Source organism: Chryseobacterium taichungense (assembly GCF_900109935.1).
Taxonomy (GTDB): Bacteria; Bacteroidota; Bacteroidia; order Flavobacteriales; family Weeksellaceae; genus Chryseobacterium; species Chryseobacterium taichungense.
Map to the genome: position 1 here is coordinate 19590 of NZ_FOBV01000008.1, position 18938 is coordinate 38527.

At 37.5% G+C, this 18938-nt stretch carries 17 protein-coding genes; 9 read left to right on the forward strand and 8 right to left on the reverse strand.

Annotated features, from left to right (window positions below):
* The first annotated feature begins 128 nt into the window (after nt 1-128).
* The 4 genes from BMW64_RS16060 (at nt 129) to BMW64_RS16080 (ending at nt 7101) form a co-directional block, all read left to right on the forward strand.
* Entirely contained in the window at nt 129-1088 is a 960-nt protein-coding gene (locus tag BMW64_RS16060; protein ID WP_090000975.1) for a KpsF/GutQ family sugar-phosphate isomerase, read from the forward strand.
* Nucleotides 1089-1260: 172 nt separating this feature from the next.
* On the forward strand, nt 1261-2088 hold the full coding sequence (gene tatC / locus BMW64_RS16065; protein WP_177175312.1) for a twin-arginine translocase subunit TatC: 828 nt from the start codon (nt 1261-1263) through the stop codon (nt 2086-2088).
* A gap of 1410 nt (nt 2089-3498) precedes the next feature.
* Nucleotides 3499-5130: a M1 family metallopeptidase gene (locus BMW64_RS16075; RefSeq protein ID WP_090000977.1), complete on the forward strand. Its 1632-nt coding sequence runs from the start codon at nt 3499-3501 to the stop codon at nt 5128-5130.
* A gap of 126 nt (nt 5131-5256) precedes the next feature.
* Nucleotides 5257-7101, forward strand: coding sequence for a M61 family metallopeptidase (locus tag BMW64_RS16080; protein WP_090000978.1), 1845 nt, complete (start codon nt 5257-5259; stop codon nt 7099-7101).
* Between the two features lie 594 nt (nt 7102-7695).
* Here the strand turns inward: BMW64_RS16080 and BMW64_RS16085 are convergent.
* From BMW64_RS16085 to pepE, 3 genes are all read right to left on the reverse strand, one after another.
* On the reverse strand, nt 7696-8850 hold the full coding sequence (locus BMW64_RS16085; protein ID WP_394332264.1) for a sensor histidine kinase: 1155 nt from the start codon (nt 8848-8850) through the stop codon (nt 7696-7698).
* Nucleotides 8851-8856: 6 nt separating this feature from the next.
* The gene (dacB, locus tag BMW64_RS16090; RefSeq protein WP_090000980.1) at nt 8857-10227 is read right to left on the reverse strand and encodes a D-alanyl-D-alanine carboxypeptidase/D-alanyl-D-alanine endopeptidase; all 1371 of its coding nucleotides are present in this window, start codon (nt 10225-10227) and stop codon (nt 8857-8859) included.
* Between the two features lie 110 nt (nt 10228-10337).
* Nucleotides 10338-11030, reverse strand: coding sequence for a dipeptidase PepE (pepE, locus tag BMW64_RS16095; protein ID WP_090000981.1), 693 nt, complete (start codon nt 11028-11030; stop codon nt 10338-10340).
* 184 nt (nt 11031-11214) lie between these two features.
* On the opposite strand from pepE, the gene BMW64_RS16100 reads away from it, so the two are divergent.
* Nucleotides 11215-11784: a tetratricopeptide repeat protein gene (locus BMW64_RS16100; protein WP_090000982.1), complete on the forward strand. Its 570-nt coding sequence runs from the start codon at nt 11215-11217 to the stop codon at nt 11782-11784.
* An 11-nt stretch (nt 11785-11795) separates the two neighbouring features.
* On the opposite strand, the gene BMW64_RS20740 is transcribed toward BMW64_RS16100, so the two are convergent.
* Nucleotides 11796-11978: a hypothetical protein gene (locus BMW64_RS20740; RefSeq protein ID WP_090000983.1), complete on the reverse strand. Its 183-nt coding sequence runs from the start codon at nt 11976-11978 to the stop codon at nt 11796-11798.
* Nucleotides 11979-12402: 424 nt separating this feature from the next.
* Here BMW64_RS20740 and fsa point away from each other — a divergent pair, with 424 nt between their 5' ends.
* Complete coding sequence (fsa, locus tag BMW64_RS16110; RefSeq protein WP_090000984.1) at nt 12403-13056, forward strand: fructose-6-phosphate aldolase; 654 nt, start codon at nt 12403-12405, stop codon at nt 13054-13056.
* 65 nt (nt 13057-13121) lie between these two features.
* On the opposite strand, the gene BMW64_RS16115 is transcribed toward fsa, so the two are convergent.
* The 4 genes from BMW64_RS16115 to BMW64_RS16130 form a co-directional block, all read right to left on the reverse strand.
* Nucleotides 13122-13682: a sugar O-acetyltransferase gene (locus tag BMW64_RS16115; protein ID WP_090000985.1), complete on the reverse strand. Its 561-nt coding sequence runs from the start codon at nt 13680-13682 to the stop codon at nt 13122-13124.
* A gap of 94 nt (nt 13683-13776) precedes the next feature.
* Nucleotides 13777-14676 carry a GLPGLI family protein gene (locus BMW64_RS16120; protein ID WP_090000986.1) on the reverse strand — a complete coding sequence of 300 codons (900 nt, stop codon included), beginning with the start codon at nt 14674-14676 and terminating at the stop codon, nt 13777-13779.
* 62 nt (nt 14677-14738) lie between these two features.
* A complete protein-coding gene (locus tag BMW64_RS16125) occupies nt 14739-16532 on the reverse strand; it encodes a M56 family metallopeptidase (protein ID WP_090000987.1) in 1794 nt (597 codons plus the stop codon).
* Between the two features lie 4 nt (nt 16533-16536).
* Complete coding sequence (locus tag BMW64_RS16130) at nt 16537-16902, reverse strand: BlaI/MecI/CopY family transcriptional regulator (protein ID WP_090000988.1); 366 nt, start codon at nt 16900-16902, stop codon at nt 16537-16539.
* Between the two features lie 276 nt (nt 16903-17178).
* Here BMW64_RS16130 and rpiA point away from each other — a divergent pair, with 276 nt between their 5' ends.
* The 3 genes from rpiA to BMW64_RS16145 all read left to right on the forward strand — a co-directional run bounded on the left by rpiA (nt 17179) and on the right by BMW64_RS16145 (nt 18922).
* Nucleotides 17179-17859, forward strand: coding sequence for a ribose-5-phosphate isomerase RpiA (rpiA, locus tag BMW64_RS16135; protein ID WP_090000989.1), 681 nt, complete (start codon nt 17179-17181; stop codon nt 17857-17859).
* Nucleotides 17860-18022: 163 nt separating this feature from the next.
* The gene (locus BMW64_RS16140; RefSeq protein WP_090000990.1) at nt 18023-18604 is read left to right on the forward strand and encodes a hypothetical protein; all 582 of its coding nucleotides are present in this window, start codon (nt 18023-18025) and stop codon (nt 18602-18604) included.
* A gap of 111 nt (nt 18605-18715) precedes the next feature.
* Nucleotides 18716-18922 (forward strand): hypervirulence associated TUDOR domain-containing protein, encoded by a 207-nt coding sequence (locus BMW64_RS16145; RefSeq protein ID WP_090000991.1) that lies wholly within the window; start codon nt 18716-18718, stop codon nt 18920-18922.
* Nucleotides 18923-18938 lie beyond the last annotated feature (16 nt).

Below are 18938 nucleotides of genomic sequence, written 5' to 3' on the forward strand. Positions count from 1 at the left end.
TCCAAAGTTATGAATTTTTCGCTTAAAATAAAAGCGAACGAATTTATAAAAAATAAAGTTTATAATAAAGATTCTATCAAAAATATAACGTTTTTTTTAGTGATTTTTATATGCCTCATGTAAGTAAAATGGAAAGAGCCGATATCATTTCAATAGCGAAAAGCACTTTAGAAATAGAAATTTCAGAACTTGAAAAACTCCGAGACAGATTAAATGACGACTTTGCCAAGGCAGTAGAGATTATTCATTCTGCAAAAGGAAAGCTGATCGTAGTCGGAATCGGTAAATCGGCACATGTGGGCAATAAAATCGTAGCAACTTTAAATTCCACCGGAACGCCATCCCAGTTTTTACATGCTTCGGAAGCAATTCATGGAGATCTTGGCGTAATTCAGAAGCAGGATATCGTTTTGTGTATTTCCAACTCGGGAAACTCACCGGAAATCGTAAATCTGGTTCCTTACCTTAAAGATTATTCTTCTGCGCTCATCGGGATGACGGGCAATAAAACCAGCAAACTGGCAGAATTTTCTGAAATGATACTGGACACCCATGTCGATATGGAAGCCTGTCCCAATAAGCTGGCCCCGACAAGTTCTACAACTTTACAGATGGCGTTGGGAGATGCTTTAGCTATTGCTTTAATGGAGATGAATGATTTTAAGGCTAATGATTTTGCTAAGTTCCATCCGGGTGGAAGTCTGGGTAAAAACTTAATTTCAAAGGTTGATGATTTTCTTTCTTCCCAGAAACCTGAAGTAACGGAAAACGATACTGTGAAAGATGTCATTATTTCCATAAGTGGCTCCAGACACGGTATTACGGTAGTCACCAATAACGATGAGATTTGTGGTGTGATCACTGACGGCGATTTACGAAGAATGTTGCTGAAAGGCGATGATATTTCAAAAGTCCTGGCTAAAGATATCATGTCTGCCCATCCTAAAACAATAGAAAGAAACGCCCTGGCAAAAGAAGCGATGAAGATTTTAAAAGATAATAATATCGGACAGCTGGTAGTCACCGAAAACGGTAAATACTTCGGTATTATCGATCTGCATAAATTGCTGGATGAAGGGATTATTTAGGTTGGATGTTAGAAGCTGGAAGATTATTCTCAAAGTACTAATATTTGACTAATATAAATAAGCAGGAACAAAAATAACCGGCAAATTTTAAACTTCAATCTTCCCCTCTTAACTAACTTCTGCTTTACTGAAACTTTTTTCATAAATTTGGAATCTTAAAAAAAATTATCCTGTGAGTGATGTTAAAGACATGTCTTTCCTTGGGCATATTGGGGAATTAAGAGGTCACCTCATCCGTTGTATTCTTGCAATCATCATTGCAGCGGTTATTATTGGTTTTAATATCAACTGGATTATGGACCATATCTTTTTCGGTCCTACCAGAAACGATTTTGCCACCTTTGAGATCGTTAACCATTTTTCTAAAATGATTTTGGGTGAAGACAGCATCCATCTTCCGAAAGATTTTCCGGTACGTGCCAGCAAACTGTATCAGCAGTTTAATGTGATGATGGCCGTTTCCATTTTTGGAGGTATCGTGCTCGCTTTTCCATATATCGTATGGGAATTATGGCGATTCATCAGCCCTGCGCTGCATCCTAAAGAAAGGAAAAACTCCATCTTTATTATCAATTCGGTCTGGATTCTTTTTATGACAGGTGTTTTATGCGGATATTTCCTTATTCTTCCTTTTGCCGTTAATTTCGGTGTTATTTTCAAGATCTCAGATATCATCATTCCACTGTATGACCTGAGTGATTATACCACCCTGTTTTTACAGGTAGTTCTCGGGATGGGGGTTATTTTTCTCTTCCCTGTTCTCATTTATTTCCTGACGACCATCGGAATTCTTACGCCAAAATTCATGAAAACATACCGACGTCATGCGATCGTTCTGATCATGGTCGTTGCTGCAATCATTACTCCGGCGGACGTCCTGAGTATGCTAATGGCTGCATTTCCGCTGCTGTTGCTTTATGAATTCAGTATCATCATGTGTTCGTACACCTATAAAAAAGTACAGAAAGCAGCAAATAATTTACCGGCAGTTCAGGAATAATCTTAATTCATAAAAGCAATCAAAAAAAACAATAAGGAGTCCTGAAAGGACAACCTAAATCAGGACAGGATAAAATCCTGTCAACGATTAAACAACAATACATTGAATAGTTTCGGCGAGCCAAAGGCTCGCCGAAACTATTTCTAAAGCAATTAATCATTCTTTCATACCGGGCCTTCGAGTAATTTCAGGCGCCATCAGTCAACAACTCTCTATCGCTCCTCAGAAATATATTCATACTTCTATGCTGTAAAGACACTCACTCCCACTCTCAAACACTACAACTCCAATGGTGGCTTCGGCTCCGCTCAGCCACCAATCTCGGAATCTTTCTTGAACACCCCATCAAAAATTCTTTGAATTTCCGCACCCTCCATTGAGGGGAATTTTCCTACTGTTTTCTTACGCTGAACTTTGTAGTTGCCATGACGATGGAAATAATGACATCCGTTCAATGGCGGCTGAGGTTCTCGAAGCCACCAGTCCTTCAAGTATACGCGGGCCTTCGAGAGGCGCCGCCAGCCGATCGCTTCTAAATTCCCCTCCTCCGGAGGGGTGGCGAAAATTCCAATGGAATTTCCTACGGGGTGGTCTGTTAAACTATCAGAGTGCAAAATATGTTCTTTAAATATGGTTTGCTTCTGGTAGTTTTATCGATTATCATAGCAATACAAATAATGACATCCGTTCAATGGTAGCTTCGGCTCTGCTCAGCCACCAATCTCAGAATCTTTCTTAAACCACCCCGTCAAAAATTCTTTGAATTTTTGCCACTCCTCCATTGAGGGGAATCTTGTACCGCTTAAAACCCTTCAGCATTCCCATTCTCAAACCCTCTAACTCAATGGTGGCTGAGCGAAGTCGAAGCCAAAACTCCGGCTGAGAAAGATTTCCCAAACCAGAGGAACACACTGATGAAAATCCCCATTCTAATGATGATTGCTTGTGTTGATAGGAGCATTACTACAGGACAATATTACCTACGCACTGAGGACACGCCATCCCTCGAGCGAGGGAAACACCTTCCTTCGGGCTAGGGACAAGGTAGTCGTCGGACGATGCCATTGATTTTCTATTTAACGGTTAATAATTTATCTAAAAGCGCTACTCTTGGTTCCTTTAGAAAAGCATCATTCTTGGAAAACTGCGTCACCACTTCCAGATGATACGTTCCCGCCCAATTCAGTAAATCATAAGCTCCGAAGGATTATTGGTTACAAAGTATTCTAAGTGAGATTACTTTTTTCTTACTCGTTCTCAAGGAATCTCGCTTCTAGAAACTATCTGTACACGATCTGTAAAGAAACAGTATTATAGGTGATTATTTAATCACGGATCATACAAACAATCTTAGTTTTCCGTTTTTGGAATCAATTTATTTTCTATTTTTGGAAGATTAATTTAATTCAGATGAAAAAACTTTCATATACTGTTTTATTGGCTTCGGGGCTGGTATTCGGTCAGTTCTTTGAAAAAGACAAAGCCTTCACGAAACAGGATACTTTAAAAGGCTCTAATACAGCATTCAGAAACTTCTGGGATGTGAAGAAATATGATCTTTCCGTAGAGCCGGATTTTGCAGCAAAAAGCATCAAAGGAAATAACAAAATCAGCTTTGAAATCATTAAGGACGTTACCAATCCTACATTCCAGATTGATCTCCAGCAGCCCATGAAAGCTGATAAGGTGGAAGCAAGCTTTCCGGTGGCAGACTATAAGCAGGATGGTGATTTTATCTGGATCAAAACCAATAATTTTTTTAAGAAGGGAGAAAAATATATCATTAACGTAGCGTATTCCGGAAACCCGACGATTGCAAAACACGCCCCATGGGATGGAGGCTGGGTTTTCACCAAAGATGAAAAGGGAAATCCCTGGATGAGCGTTGCCGACGAAGGCATTGGCGCTTCTATCTGGCTGCCAACCAAAGACATCTGGAGCGATGAACCCGACAATGGTATCGTTATGAAAATCATCACTCCAAAAGATCTTGTGGGCGTAGGGAACGGAAGGCTGATCAGCAAAAAGGACGAAGGCTCCAAAACAGCCTATACCTGGGAAGTCAAAAATCCTATCAATGCCTACTCCATCATTCCGAACGTTGGTAAATATGTGAATTTCAAAGATACTTTCAAAGGAGAAAAAGGTAAGCTGGATCTCGATTACTGGGTAATTGACTACAATCTTGACAAAGCTAAAAAACAGTTTCAGCAGGTAAAGCCAATGCTTTCTGCCTTTGAATATTGGTTTGGTCCGTATCCTTTTTATGAAGATTCATACAAATTGGTAGAATCTCCTTACCTTGGAATGGAACACCAAAGTAATGTTGCGTATGGAAACGGGTATCAGAACGGATATCTGGGAAATGATCTTTCAGGAACGGGTGTCGGCCTCAACTGGGATTACATTATCATTCACGAGAGCGGACACGAATGGTTTGCCAATAATATTACAGCAAAAGACCAGGCGGATATGTGGGTTCATGAAGGATTTACAATGTATTCCGAAGTATTGTTCACAGAAAAATTCATGGATAAAAAATCGGCTGACGTTTATATTCAGGGAATTCATAAAATGATAAGCAACGATATTCCGATCATCGGAAAATATGGGGTAAGAAATGAAGGAAGCGGTGATATGTACTTTAAAGGTGCCAGCATGCTTCACACCATTCGCCAGATAATCAATAATGATGATAAATTCAGGGAAATTCTGAGAGGCATTAACAAAGATTTTTATCATCAAACGGTCACAACTCAACAGATTGAAGATTATATTTCGAAAAAATCGGGAATTGATTTCTCAAGTGTGTTTGATCAATATTTAAGATCCACAAAAGTTCCGACGCTGGAATATGCTCAAAAAGGAGAAGAGCTCAGGTTCCGGTACACCAATGCTATAAAAGACCTGAAACTTCCGGTAAGAATTGACGGTGAACAAACGATCAATCCTACCGAACAATGGCAGGCTGTAAAATTAAAAAACAGAACTCCGGTGCAGTTCAATAAAAACTACTACATTAATTACCGAAATGTGCAATAAGCATTCAAAATAAACCGAAGACAAATCTTTACATGAAAAGGTTTGTCTTTTTTATGAAAAATTTAATACAGCAATCCGTAACAAAATAAGATTTTCAACAACTATTTAACTATAATCTTAAACTCAATGAAAAAAATAGCACTTAGCTTAGGTATTCTGGCCACGTTCCTGGTGAATGCCCAATCTATTAAAACAACTATTGATCTTGTCAATGTAAAAGACGATAAAGTAGCTGTCACTATGGAATTTCCTAAGATGAAATCCGGTGATGTGAAATTCCATTTCCCCAAAACTGTTCCGGGAACGTATTCTGTAGATGACTACGGAAGATTTGTGGAAGGCATTAAATTTTTAGATAACAAAGGAAAAGAGCTTGCTTTTACGAAGGTGAATGACAATACCTATTCTTTGAAGAATGCCAAGGATTTGTCTAAAGTTACTTATCTGGTCAACGACAGTTTTGATGATGAGATGGATACTTCAAAGCATAAAGCCGTATTCTCACCGTCCGGAACGGATATCGAAGCCGGTAAAATATATCTTATCAATACCCACGGATTTGTAGGATATATAGACAATATGCAGGATGTTCCTTATCAGCTGGTGATCCAGAAGCCGGCAGATTTCTACGGAACTACTGCTCTGGTAGATCAGGACAAATCGGAAGCAACAGATACTTTCACACTTGCTAATTATGCAAAAGTGACAGATTCTCCGCTGATGTATACCAAACCGGATTATATCACCTTCAATGCAGGAGGAATGGATCTTGTGCTCGGCGTTTATTCACCTTCAGGAAAATATAAAGCGGCAGATTTTAAAGATAATCTCGAAAAAATGGTCGTAGCTCAAAAGAAATTTCTTGGTGACATGAATACCAACAAAAAATATGCGATCATGCTTTATCTCGCAGGAGGTGACGGACCGCAGATCAAAGGATTTGGTGCGCTGGAACATCATGAGTCAACGAGCGTGGTGCTTCCTGAAATGATGCCTAAAGAAGCGATCGACAAAACCATAACCGATGTTGTTTCCCATGAGTTTTTCCATACGGTAAATCCGTTGAAGACGCATTCTGAAGAGATCCATTATTTTGATTATGCAGATCCGAAAATGTCTCAGCATCTCTGGATGTATGAAGGCGGTACAGAATACTTTGCCAATCTGTTCCAGATCCAGGAAGGTTTGATTACCAAAGAGGAATTCCTTCAGAGAATGAATGAAAAGATCACCAACTCAAAGAACTACAATGATACTATGCCGTTCACGGTGATGAGTAAAAACGTACTTCTTGACGAATATAAAGACCAGTACAGAAATGTTTATGAAAAAGGTGCTCTTCTCGCCATGTGTCTGGATATCGAACTCAGAAAACTTTCCAATGGTGAAATGGGTTACCGCGATATGATCAGAAAACTGTCTCAGAGATTCGGTGAGAATAAACCGTTCAAAGATGATAAACTGATTGATGAACTGGTTACTGTAACAGGCTATCCTCAGGTAAAAGATTTTTACAATAAATATATTGCAGGAAGTCAGCCTACCCCTTACGCACAATATCTCAATATGGTGGGTGTGGAACTGAAAAAGCAGGAGACTCCGCCAATTTTCTGGTTTATTAAAGATCCAAACCAAACAGGATATGATGAAAAAGCGAACGCCTTTATATTTGATGAAAGCTCTGCCTTGTCGCCTTTTGCAAAAAGCATCGGATTCAAGATCACGGATAAGATCGTTGCTTTGGATGGCAAAACAATTAATATCCAGAACATTCAGGATTTCATTAATTATTCCAAAACCATCAAGGAAGGACAGAATGTAACAGTGACTATTTTAAGAGACAATGCAAAGATGGAACTTAAAGGAAAAGCTGTTCTCGATAAAATGACAATAGAAACGCTACAGTTTAAAGCTAATCCTACGCCGGAAGAAAAGAAACTTCAGGATCAGTGGCTGACGGGAAAGAAATAGTTTTAACGAAGAATAAATAATAGAGCGGGGAATTTTTCTCCGCTTTTGTTTTGATAATAAATTTTAATAAATATTTTTAGAAACTTTTTGACTTCGTTGAATTGTATTGTTTTTTTAAGGAGCAATTTCCCGCTTTTCGTTGCAATCTTTTGCTTCCAGCCGCTGTCAGGCTAAGCCTGTCGAAGCCCGCAAAAGGATTTCCTCTGCAATCGGGGCTATGGGAGGTGAAGAGTCAATTTCTATGAGTCAATGGTGAATTTTCACATTCGAAACCACCCCGTCAAAAATTTCTTTGAAATTTTCGCCACCCCTCCAGAGGAAGGGAATTATGAATAGCAATAAAGCCGCAGCAACTTGCCATGATAAAGCATCTCAACCAAATATAAATTATCAGATTCTAATGCCAGATTAAAGTCAAGGGTAAAAACTTCAGAATGACAAGCTCTACAATTTATAAAAATAAAGATTCTTCACTCCACTGCGTTTCATTCAGAATGACAGCAATACTCACGAACTCTAAAACGCTCTAATACTATGACTCTAATACACTCTACAACTCTAAAACACTCAAACAAAACAAAGCAACATCATCATCTATGCTTTTCTTATGGTAATTCTAAAAGTTGTTCCCTTTCCTACTTCTGTCTGAGCAATTTTAATATCGCCGTTGTGATATTCCTGCACTACCCTTTTGGCAAGCGACAACCCCAGTCCCCAGCCCCTTTTTTTGGTAGAATATCCCGGTTTAAAAGCATTTCGTGCCTGCTGTTTTGTCATGCCGCTTCCAGTATCCTGAACTTCTACCACGATACTTTTATTTCTCTCGATTACCGAAATGGAGAGCGACCCTTCTCCTTTCATGGCATCAACTGCATTCTTCACCAGATTTTCAATTACCCAGCTCATCAGAATCCTGTTGTGCGGAACGGAAATCATCTCATTGGAAAGATGTAAGCCAAAATTAATTTTCCGGGAAATTCTTGTTTTTAAATAATCATAATTCTCCTGAATCGTTGCATTAAAATCAGTATCATTCAATTCCGGGACAGAGCCGATTTTGGAAAATCTTTCTGAAATGGTTTTTAAGCGGTCAATATCCTTTTCAATTTCATGAATGCCTTCAGATTCGGGATCATCAAGCTTCATGATTTCCATCCATCCGATCATGGAAGATAAAGGAGTGCCAATCTGGTGAGCTGTTTCTTTGGCAAGTCCGGCCCAAAGATAACCTTCATCCGTTTTCTTAATAGTTCGGAAAAACCAGAATGAAAACAGGAAATAACACAGAATGAAAAAACCGAGGATGTACGGCGAATATCTAAGGTTATTCAGCAATGGAGAGTTGTCATAAAAAACGATCTGTTTGTCTCCTTTTGTAATTTCAATCTCAATCGGAGTATAGCTTTTAGCCATTTTTTTGGCTAAGTCAACAATTTGACCGGAATTATTTTCTATATCCTTCGGAAGGTTTTTGTATTCAATCACGTTATCATTTTCGTCTAATATGATGACCGGAACGGTAGTATTTGAGCTGTAAATCTGTAAAAGCAATGCCTGAACTTCAAGATTCGGGTTAGCTACTTCCTGCTGAAATTTCAAGGCACTTACCAAAATATCAACGCGTTTAATTTCTTCCTTACGGAGAAAATTAATCAGGATGGTAGAGGCAATCACAATAGTGAGGACAACAATTGTCATCAGAACAAATATGATCCAGTTATTCAGCCTTGCAAATATTGATTTTCTCAAAGTAAATTATTTTAAAACACTCAGGATTTTCTGCAGCTCAGTGCTTCCGCTTCCCTGGTAATTGTTGATGATGATTGAAAACACATATTTTTTTCCGTCTTTGGAAGTATGAAAACCTGCAAAGGATTTGGTGTCTCTCATAGTTCCGCTTTTCATTTTCATACCATTGTCCTGAGTAGGGAAACCATCGTAATATGATTCGAACCACGACTGTTTCTTTGCATACAGCAACGCCTGCACTTCAGCTTTGGCAGAAACATAATTTTGGGGAGAAAGACCGCTTCCGTCGGCAAAATTGATCATATTCGGGTTAATGCCTTTCGACTTCCAGAATTCTTTTAAGAAAGCGACTCCGGTTTTAAAGCTTGGATTTCCTTTTTTTTCTTTTGCTAATGTCTTGATCAGTGTTTCACCATATAGATTAACACTTTTTCTCAGAAACCAGTATACAATCTTATCCAGTGTCGGAGATTCGTAGGTAAAGATCACCTTATCGTCGGATAATCGCTGAGGACTTTTACCTTCAATTTCCAGTTGGGAATTGGTCATCACTTTTCCTGAAAAATCAATTCCTGCATCCTTTAGCCATTGTTTGACTTCAACACCCAGCTGTAAAGGCGGATTTGGCGTTGCACCGGACACCGTAACAGTTTTTGCAGGTAAAGTTCCGTTGATTAAAGCAACATTTGAATGTGGTGCCGTGAAGATAAGGCTCTGGTCTGAATTACCACCAACCTTTACATCATTGAGCCAGCGTACACCTTCCAGCGGATACGAGAAACTTTTAAATTCATTACCGCTGATGTTAATATCAAACTGATTTTCGCGCCAGTTGACACCCCACACTCCTGCTCCGTAATAATTGCCGAGATCATCCCACGGCCATCCTCCGGGAATGGTCTGATGATCAAAGTAAGAATCGTCGATAATAAGATCTCCTGAAATTTTATTGATTCCTGCTTTCTTAATCGCTTCCGTTAATTTCTTTTTAAAGTTTTCCGGTTTGTACGCATCATACCGCCAGCTTCCTAAAGTAGGATCACCGGTAGAATTTATTATTAAATTTCCCTTTAGAGTACCTGAAGAAATCGTCCCTGAATAGCCGGAATTGGTTTTGTACGTATAATTTTTACCTAAAACTTCCAAAGCTGCAGCCGCCGTGAATATCTTTTGTGTGGAAGCAGTGGAAAAACCTTTGTTTCCCTGATATTCGTACACCAAATTCCCGCTTTCATCCGAAACATAAAATGACAGGTTTGACGAGATGGCTGCCGGGGAATTCATTAGATTTTTGGTTGCACCATCCAGTTGCTGTGATATATTCTGGGCATAAATAATCTGGGTTGATAAAGCAAGGGCTGCTAAGGTTTTTCTCATTCTTTAAGCGTATTTTTAAATCTGTGAAAAATATAATAATAAATGATGCTTCGACAGGCTTAGCATTGCACTTTTATCATTCTTCCATTCAAATATAATTAAAAATAAAATTACAGTTCAGTTCCGGGTTTAATCTCGTAAGGCAGTTTATCTTTTTCAAAAATCCTCGTCAGCTCTGTTCCTTCCACAGTAATCCGATCCCCTTTTCTTCGGATCCAGTTTCCTTCGCGAAGTCCGATTACTTTCAGGTCATTTTGTGTTAAAAATTCTTTAATTCTGGTTTCGCGGGTCTCTCCATTATGCTTTAAGTCCGGATTCGGATCCAGGTAATGCGGATTAATGTTGAATGGCACCAACCCCATACAGTCGAAGCTCGGAGGATATACAATCGGCATATCATTGGTGGTTTTCATGTTCTGTCCGCCAATATTACTTCCGGCACTGCATCCAAGGTATGGTTTTCCACTTTCGACATTGCTTTTTAAAACCGTCATCAGATTTTCTTCGTGTAAGGTTTTAACCAGTAAAAAGGTATTTCCACCTCCTGTAAAGTATCCTTTTGCGTTGTTCAATGCTGCTTTCTTATCCTCAAATTCGTGGAGACCTTTTACTTTTATATTAATCTTTTCAAAGAAAGAACGTGCTTTTTCAGTGTATTCATCATATGAAATACCGCCCGGCCTTGCAAAAGGAATAAATATAATTTCATCAATTTCCTGGTAAAGGGTGATTAATTCTTCTTTTAAATATTCCAGATATTCTCCGCCGAAAAGCGTGGATGTAGATGCTAATATGATATTCATCGGTATAAATGTCATTAAAATTATTACTGACAAATATAACGCATCTCCCAATGAATCTAAAATTTATATAAAAGTGACAAAGAAGCCGTTAATATTTTCAAAAAAAGCTTAAAGGTTCTAAAATATTAGCGTTTATGGAACTATTATTGAATTTTATTCTACACAATTGAAAAATATTAGAATTATGAAAATGACTAAAATGAATATCAGAAACCTATTTTTAGGTCTAATGTTAGTAGGAGGAGTAAGTTTTGTGAGCGCACAAAATACACAAACCGATAGTGCTGCCGGTACAGCCAATACAGCTGCAACGGCTACAGCCACTCAATCAGCAAATCCTGCTATTGATGCTTTAAAGAAACAGGTAGAAACTAATCCTAAACATACAGAAGCATTGGCTAAACTAGCCGGAGCTTACCAGGAAGCTTCAGACTGGACGAACGCTATCGATACATGGAAGAAAATATCCGTACTATTACCCGATTGGGCACCGTCATATTATAGTCAGGCCTATGCCTATCAAAACGCTAAAGATGATGCAAATGCCAAATTGGCTTACGAGAAATATATAGCGACTGTAAAACCTGAAGAGGTAGAGCAGAATAAGAAAAACCTGGCGTATGCCTATTTTTATATTGCTTTCTCAGAGCAACAGTCTAATCCTGACAAGGCAAAAGAACATATTGCAAAATCATTGCAGTATGACCCGAGCAACCAGGATGCTGTAAAACTGAGCCAAGCATTGAATTCGTAGATAACGTGAATTTATTTTAAAAGATCCGGAAATTCCGGATCTTTTTTGTGTATAGTTACCAGAAAGCCGGCCGCACATTGCGGGAAGATTTCAAGGATTGCGGAAAGTTCGCTGCAGCTTGCAGGAGGTTTTCCGGTCTTCCAGAAAGTTTGCTGCAGTGTGCAGGAGGTTTTCGGGAACACCCGAAAGTTCATTGCAAGGGTGTAACGGCTTTTCGGATGTTCCCGAAAACTTGTTGCGAGGGTGCGACAGACTTTCGGATAATAATTGGTCAAGATTTGAATGAAATACTCAAAGCCTGTTACATTGATTAACTGGTTATTTTTATATACTCGCAGATTTTGCTTATTTAACAGATAATTAATATATGTTTTGGCTAAGGCCGTTGGCAGCGCATTTGATTCTGCCAGCGACAGGCGGACTAAAGTCCGCCCCTATTGATAAAGCTGTTCCAAAATTCTCGCAAAATACATTTTCGATTAAGCTCACCTCCTCAACCTCAACCTCAACCTTAACCTCAACTTTCTCTCAAACTCAACTTCCTCTCAATCTTACCCCAATTAATATTTCCCACTCAAAAAGGAATGTTTATCTTTGTAGTACATAAATCTGTAAAACATGAAATTTTTTATTGACACTGCTAATTTAGAGCAAATTAAAGAAGCCAAAGATCTTGGAATTCTTGATGGGGTAACCACCAATCCATCATTAATGGCGAAGGAAGGAATTCAGGGAGCTGAAGCGATCAAAAATCACTATAAGGCTATTTGCGAGATTGTAGACGGAGATATTTCTGCTGAAGTTCTTTCAACAACGTATGAGGAAATGATCAAAGAAGGAGACGAATTGGCAGCCATCCACCCGAATATTGTCGTGAAAATCCCAATGATCAAAGACGGAATCAAAGCATTAAAATATTTTTCAGATAAAGGAATCAGAACCAACTGTACGTTGATCTTCTCTCCAGGGCAGGCTCTTTTGGCAGCTAAGGCAGGTGCAACGTATGTTTCTCCTTTCTTGGGAAGACTTGATGATATCTCAACTGACGGATTAAACTTAATCCAGGAGATCAGACTGATCTTTGATAATTATATGTATGAAACTGAAATTTTAGCAGCTTCTATCCGTCATTCTATGCATATTATCGATTGTGCAAAGATTGGTGCTGATGTGATCACTTCACCGCTTCCTCCAATCTTGAGCCTTCTTAAGCATCCATTGACAGATAACGGACTGGCTCAGTTTATTGCAGATTCTCAGAAACTGGCTTAAGCTGACTTGCGTTTTTAATATTAAACTTTATCGGCGCGGAAACGAAGTTTCCGCGCCGATAAAGTTTACTGATCAATATTCTTTACAACTTTACAGGGATTTCCGACTGCTACCACATTTTCCGGGATATCTCTGGTCACTACGCTTCCGGCACCTATTACAGCATTGTTTCCTATGGAAACTCCGGGAAGCACAACGACGTTTCCGCCAAACCAGACATTATCTCCGACTGTTATCGGGTGTGCTGTTTCCAGGCCTTCGTTTCGTTGTTTTACATCAATGGGATGATTTGCCGTATAGAACCCGCAATTGGGGCCAATAAATACGTTGTTTCCAAAAATCACTTTTGCACAGTCCAAAATCACGAGATTATGATTGGAATAGAAATTTTCTCCTACTTCAATATTGTAGCCGTAATCACACCAAAAGCTGGGTTCGATGCAAATATTCTGTCCTGTTTTTCTCAACATTTTCTTTAAAAGAGTTTCCCGTCCTGCAACATCTGAATTTTTGAGATGATTGTATTCATGGCAGAGATCTTTAGCAGAAATTCTTTCGTTAATCAGCTCCTGATCATGATTGGCATTGTATAAAAGTCCTTGCGCACATTTTTCTTTTTCTGTCATATTTTTATTGTGAGTGGTTGATTCAAATTTAAAGATAATAAAAAAGAAACAGGATGAAAGCTAATTCATCCTGCTATTAAAAACAATTTATAATTTATTTTACTAAATCTGGTTCGATAGGATTATTATTTTTTGCTAAAGATTCCTTCATTCTTTTCTCCATTTCCCTGAATGCCTGATTCGGATCTGAGATTTCCTTACCGTCCTGAGTTTTTACTTTAAAAGTTATTTTATTGTTATCGGTATTTCCCATCATCATTTCCCTCATGTTTTTGGTAGGATCGTTAACATAGGCTTTCCATGCTTTTCTGAACTGATCTTCTGTGACTTCAAGTTCTTTTCCGCCTACTCCGAAAACCCTTATGTTTTGTGGGAGCTCCAGCTCTTTTTCTTCTGCAGATTCCGGCAATGTTTTGTTACCGACCAAAGTCATAATGTGAGAACCTGTAGTATCTTCAATCTTTACGATCAGTCCCGGCAATCCGTAGAATTTATACGGACCGTCCTGAAACGGAATATCGGTTGAAAACCAGGCTACCCATTCTCTTCCTCCAAAGCTGGTGGTTGCCTTTTGGGCGTTGTATTCCCCGATCTTTTGTTTTTCGGGCAATATTTTCCATTCAGGCTTCTGATCTTCTTTGATCTTATACCTGTCTGAAGAAATATTTCTGAAAAGATAAGTTGTAAAATCCGGATATGTTTTAGTTACTTTAAAAGAAACCGTACCGGGTTTTTCTTTTCTGTTCACATTGATACTTCCGGAAAATGACCTGATCTGTTTATTCATCTCTACAAGATTGGTAGAATCTGATACATACTTGTCACGGCTGTAGTAGTTTGAGCCGTTTTTATTAATGTCAAGATACATCATTTCATTTTTAACATCAGTTTTATTATTGGAATCCGGAATGAATTTGTACTCGTAGAAAAATCGGTTAATCTGTGCATGGGCAGAGATCGTAAAGAATAAAAAAAGTAGAATATAATTTTTCATAATTATTAAGCTTTAAAAAAAAGCCCTGCTTAAACCTGATGTCGGTCTACAGAGCTATTTTTTTATTTTAATTGGATTCTGATTTCACCAGTCATTTTTTCACCGTCTATTTTTTTATTGGTGATATCTATTCTCTTAATTGTATCAGGATTGAGATCATCCATCTCTTTTTTGGTCGATTCTTTTCCGTTGATCAAGATTTTAATATCGCCCATACTCCTTGCATTGTTAAGTCCTGAAATCATCAGAGATCTTCCTTTACCTATTTTCAGATCATCAGTCTTTACCCTGACTGTACTTAACTCTGGAAAACTTTTGAAATTGCTACCATAAAAATAAGCCCTTCTGTTACCTTCAAGCGCTCTTCTTTCGGCTTCAAGCTTTGCTCTTTCACCTTCAAGCTTGGCTCTTTTCTCTTCCAGGCGCGCTCTTTCTTTTTCCAGCTTAGCTCTTTTTTTAGCTGTTGCAGCAGATTCTTTAGCATTTGGTTCTGCTAGCCCGAAAGATTTTTCCATATCAGGCGACCATTTCATATCTCCCGTACCTCTGAACGCATAGACTTTTACGTCTTGAGCATTGGGCGGTGGTGGCGAATCAAAGTTAAAATCTGACATTTCTTTAAATCTGGGTTCACCTTCAGTAATAATTTCCCAATCGACCTCTCTCTTTAATTTATCAATTCTAGAATCCTTCCCTAATCTCTGCATCACTTCATTATCATTGATTTTCACAGCTTCAGCAGCCAATGCAGCAATTTCTTTAACTCTGGTCTGAAATTCTTCACTTTCAGGTTTAAGCTTTTCTAACCCTTTACTCTTTTCAGCAATATTTTTATTTAAGGCAGAGATTCTTTTCTGAGTATCTTTTAAATCTCGTGGAGGGACTACATTATCATTTTTTAAATTTGGAGCAATCGTATCTTTCTTAATGATCGCTTTATCTTCTTTTTTGATTTGGGAAACAGCTTTCTCAATCTCTAAATTGGTAGCCTTAATTTCCTGGTTTTTAGCGTTCACCAAATAAGCAAAAGCTACTGAAAATACAACCGGTAATGCAAAAATTCTACGCGCATACCCGAATTTGGTTTTAGGTTTTTGTAACATTTTTAATCGTTTTTTTAAATTGGAACTTAAAAACGGACTGGTGGCAGGCAACTGATTTCCGGAAAAGTGGCTTGCTAAAAGCATCTGCGCAAATGCTTTGGTGTCCGACTGTTTTACGGCCTTTTTATCAGCCAGGTATTCGTGAATTAAACTGATTTCTTTTTTAATGATGTGAAAAAAAGGATTGAACCAGAAAACAGAAGTAATGATCTCAATAAAAATTTTATCGAAGGAATGTTTCTGCTCAATATGTACCATCTCATGCTTTAAAATCTGCTTTCCAATGTCTGAATTCAAGGTGATGGAATTCTTCCAGAAAAGGTTTTTAAAGTAAGAAAATGGCGCTTCTGTAAGATTGGTGCGGTAAAAATTGATACCATCGAAGCTTTCTCTCTGAAACTGTCTTTTAAGCTGCTGGATCCTGAAAATCCCGTAGATAAATCTTCCTAAAAAATAGAAAGAAACCACTCCCAGAGCTGAAAGAATAATTCTAAAATAAGGGTAATCATGCGTTGAGTTTTTATTGTTAAAATTCTGTACCGTATCTATTAATTTATAGATGTCATTGCTTACTTCAATGGTGAAATCTTCAATTTTTATCAAAGGAAGCAGCAATGATATCAGCATCGCAGACAAAAGATAAAATCTGTTGTAGTGATGAAATGTCTTGTCTTTTAAAGACAACTTATAATACAAAAACATTACACCGGAACACAAAATAACTTTTCCGAAGTATAGAAGTACAGTTTCCATAGTATTAGTTTTTCTTTTTAAGTTCGTTCAGAAGCATTTCAAGGTCTTCCACCGTCATTTCATTTTTTTCCACTAGAAATGAAACTGCACTTTTATATGAACCTTTGAAATAATTTTTCACCAGACTTTTCATTGTCTTCCCGGAATATTGCTCCTTTGATACCAAGGGAAAATATTCATGCTGTCTTCCGTAAACATTGTAATCTACAAACTCCTTTTCCTTCAATACCTTAAGAATGGTTGACACCGTATTGGTATGAGGTTTTGGTTCAGGAAATAAATCAAGGACATCTTTCAGAAATCCTTTTTCCAGTTTCCATAGATATTGCATCACCTGCTCCTCTGCTTTTGTTAATGTCTGAATCTTCATACTTTTTCATTTATCATTAGTAGTGATATATATTCACGATTAATATCACTAAGAAATTAGTTATACAAATGTAGAAATAAAAACGAACCAAACAACTATTTTTCTAGTGATAAAAAGAACTATAATATAACCATCTGAAAATCAATCTGATAATTTTTATTAAAATTTGTTAAATTTTTAAACTATAAAGTTATTGCCTATTTAATTCGGGAAAGAAAGTAAAATTCTTTCTGAAATTATTAAATTGAAAAGCAAAATATTGCTATCCTCATCACAATGAAAAAAGATCTAGAAAAGGAAAAACAACTTGCAGCAAAAGAAGCCGTAAAATATTTAAGTGACAATAAAATTATAGGTCTCGGAACCGGTTCAACCATATATTATGCTATTAAGGAAATTGCGGAACTTGTGAAAAACGGGCTTCAGATCCAAGCTGTTCCAACATCAGATAAAACAGAGGAATTAGCCATTTCCCTGGAAATTCCCATTATTGACATTAATACTATCGATACAATTGATATAACAATTGATGGCGCAGATGAATTTACTAAAGATTTAACATTAATCAAGGGTGGTGGTGGTGCCTTGCTTCGGGAAAAGATCGTTGCATCGATGACGAAAGAAGAAATAATTATTGCTGATTCATCTAAATATGTGGAAAAGCTTGGTAAATTCAAGCTGCCGATTGAAGTAATTCCTTTTGCATCAAAGTATGTCCACTCAAAAATTCGCGACTTACAAGGAGAAGGGAATATTCGGTTTATTCAAAATCGACCATTTTTAACTGATGAAGGCAACTATATTATTGATGTAGATTTTGGTTTCATTACCAACCCTCCGGAATTGTCCCATGCTCTAACTGGAATTGAAGGCGTTGTGGGACATGGTTTATTTATCGATCTTGCCCAAAAAGTGATCATGGTAAATAATGATGATATCATTGTATTTGAAAAATAATTTAATTGCCTGTTATATACCTTCCAAAAAAATGTATAAAACCATCATTTTTGCAACAATGAACAATTAATATTAAAGATTTGTTAAAATTTATTAAATAAAATTAAAATGAATTTGTCTTAACTCAGAAAATATATTTATTTTAGTGCTTTAAAAATTTCTCATGAAAAGATATAATTTGTTAATTGTACTATTACTACTGATTTTTAACGTGACAACCGCTCAGAAAAAAGGCTCTCCCGCAGCGGATTTCAGTGCAATAGGTGAAGCTAAAACCAAAATTGAAAATACCGTTCCCCTAGTTATTAAAAATTTAAAAGAGATCAGTGAAAAAGAAAATGATCCTAATATTCTTTCCAACGGAACCACCGCATTATCGAAAGAATATGGGAAAGTGGAGCTTGAATGGCGTCTTTACAGAGGAAATATGAACAACTGTATCCTGAACAACTCTTCCAAAAAAGCAAAAAAATGCATGGAATATCATAATTCTATGTTTAGAGGTACGCTTATCAACTACAACAATTATATCACGAACCTTACCAGAAAAAATGGATATCTTGGAGTAGAAGGCGATACAAAATTCGATTTTAACCCTTCTGAAATTACTACAAAGCTGAATGAATCGTACTTTAACGGAAACGATGCTGCAAACCGAATGAAAGGAATGCAGAAAAAAGAGTTTTTAGGCCAGACAATGGCTGATGATAATGCACTTAAGCCTTTTAATCAATTGGTACAGTAAATACTCACACAACCACTTATATCAATCCCGCTTTTCCAGGCGGGATTTTTTTATGAACATATTCCAAATTTGTGGCATAATAATTATAGTATCATTATTAAAATTAAATAAATGAGCACATTAAAAAAAGGAGATATGGTAAAATGGCAATTCAGCAATGGAGAAACCCACGGAATTATTACCAAAGTACATACGAAAGATTTTGTATTTATGAACAGGCAGAGAAGAGCCTCCGAAGAAAATCCGCAATATGAAGTTATGAGCGAAAAAACAGGAAAATCGGCTGTTCATAAGGCATCAGCCTTAAAGAAAATGTAAAAGGCCGCAAATTTGC

Bases quoted from the DNA above. Each gene is read 5' to 3' on its own strand.
- BMW64_RS16100 (WP_090000982.1), top strand. From the start codon at position 11,215: ATGAAAATGACTAAAATGAATATCAGAAACCTATTTTTAGGTCTAATG.
- pepE (WP_090000981.1), bottom strand. From the start codon at position 11,030: ATGAATATCATATTAGCATCTACATCCACGCTTTTCGGCGGAGAATAT.
- BMW64_RS16115 (WP_090000985.1), bottom strand. From the start codon at position 13,682: ATGACAGAAAAAGAAAAATGTGCGCAAGGACTTTTATACAATGCCAAT.
- BMW64_RS16080 (WP_090000978.1), top strand. From the start codon at position 5,257: ATGAAAAAAATAGCACTTAGCTTAGGTATTCTGGCCACGTTCCTGGTG.
- fsa (WP_090000984.1), top strand. From the start codon at position 12,403: ATGAAATTTTTTATTGACACTGCTAATTTAGAGCAAATTAAAGAAGCC.
- BMW64_RS16060 (WP_090000975.1), top strand. From the start codon at position 129: ATGGAAAGAGCCGATATCATTTCAATAGCGAAAAGCACTTTAGAAATA.
- rpiA (WP_090000989.1), top strand. From the start codon at position 17,179: ATGAAAAAAGATCTAGAAAAGGAAAAACAACTTGCAGCAAAAGAAGCC.
- BMW64_RS20740 (WP_090000983.1), bottom strand. From the start codon at position 11,978: ATGAACTTTCGGGTGTTCCCGAAAACCTCCTGCACACTGCAGCAAACT.
- BMW64_RS16125 (WP_090000987.1), bottom strand. From the start codon at position 16,532: ATGGAAACTGTACTTCTATACTTCGGAAAAGTTATTTTGTGTTCCGGT.
- BMW64_RS16120 (WP_090000986.1), bottom strand. From the start codon at position 14,676: ATGAAAAATTATATTCTACTTTTTTTATTCTTTACGATCTCTGCCCAT.
- BMW64_RS16130 (WP_090000988.1), bottom strand. From the start codon at position 16,902: ATGAAGATTCAGACATTAACAAAAGCAGAGGAGCAGGTGATGCAATAT.
- BMW64_RS16145 (WP_090000991.1), top strand. From the start codon at position 18,716: ATGAGCACATTAAAAAAAGGAGATATGGTAAAATGGCAATTCAGCAAT.
- BMW64_RS16075 (WP_090000977.1), top strand. From the start codon at position 3,499: ATGAAAAAACTTTCATATACTGTTTTATTGGCTTCGGGGCTGGTATTC.
- BMW64_RS16140 (WP_090000990.1), top strand. From the start codon at position 18,023: ATGAAAAGATATAATTTGTTAATTGTACTATTACTACTGATTTTTAAC.
- dacB (WP_090000980.1), bottom strand. From the start codon at position 10,227: ATGAGAAAAACCTTAGCAGCCCTTGCTTTATCAACCCAGATTATTTAT.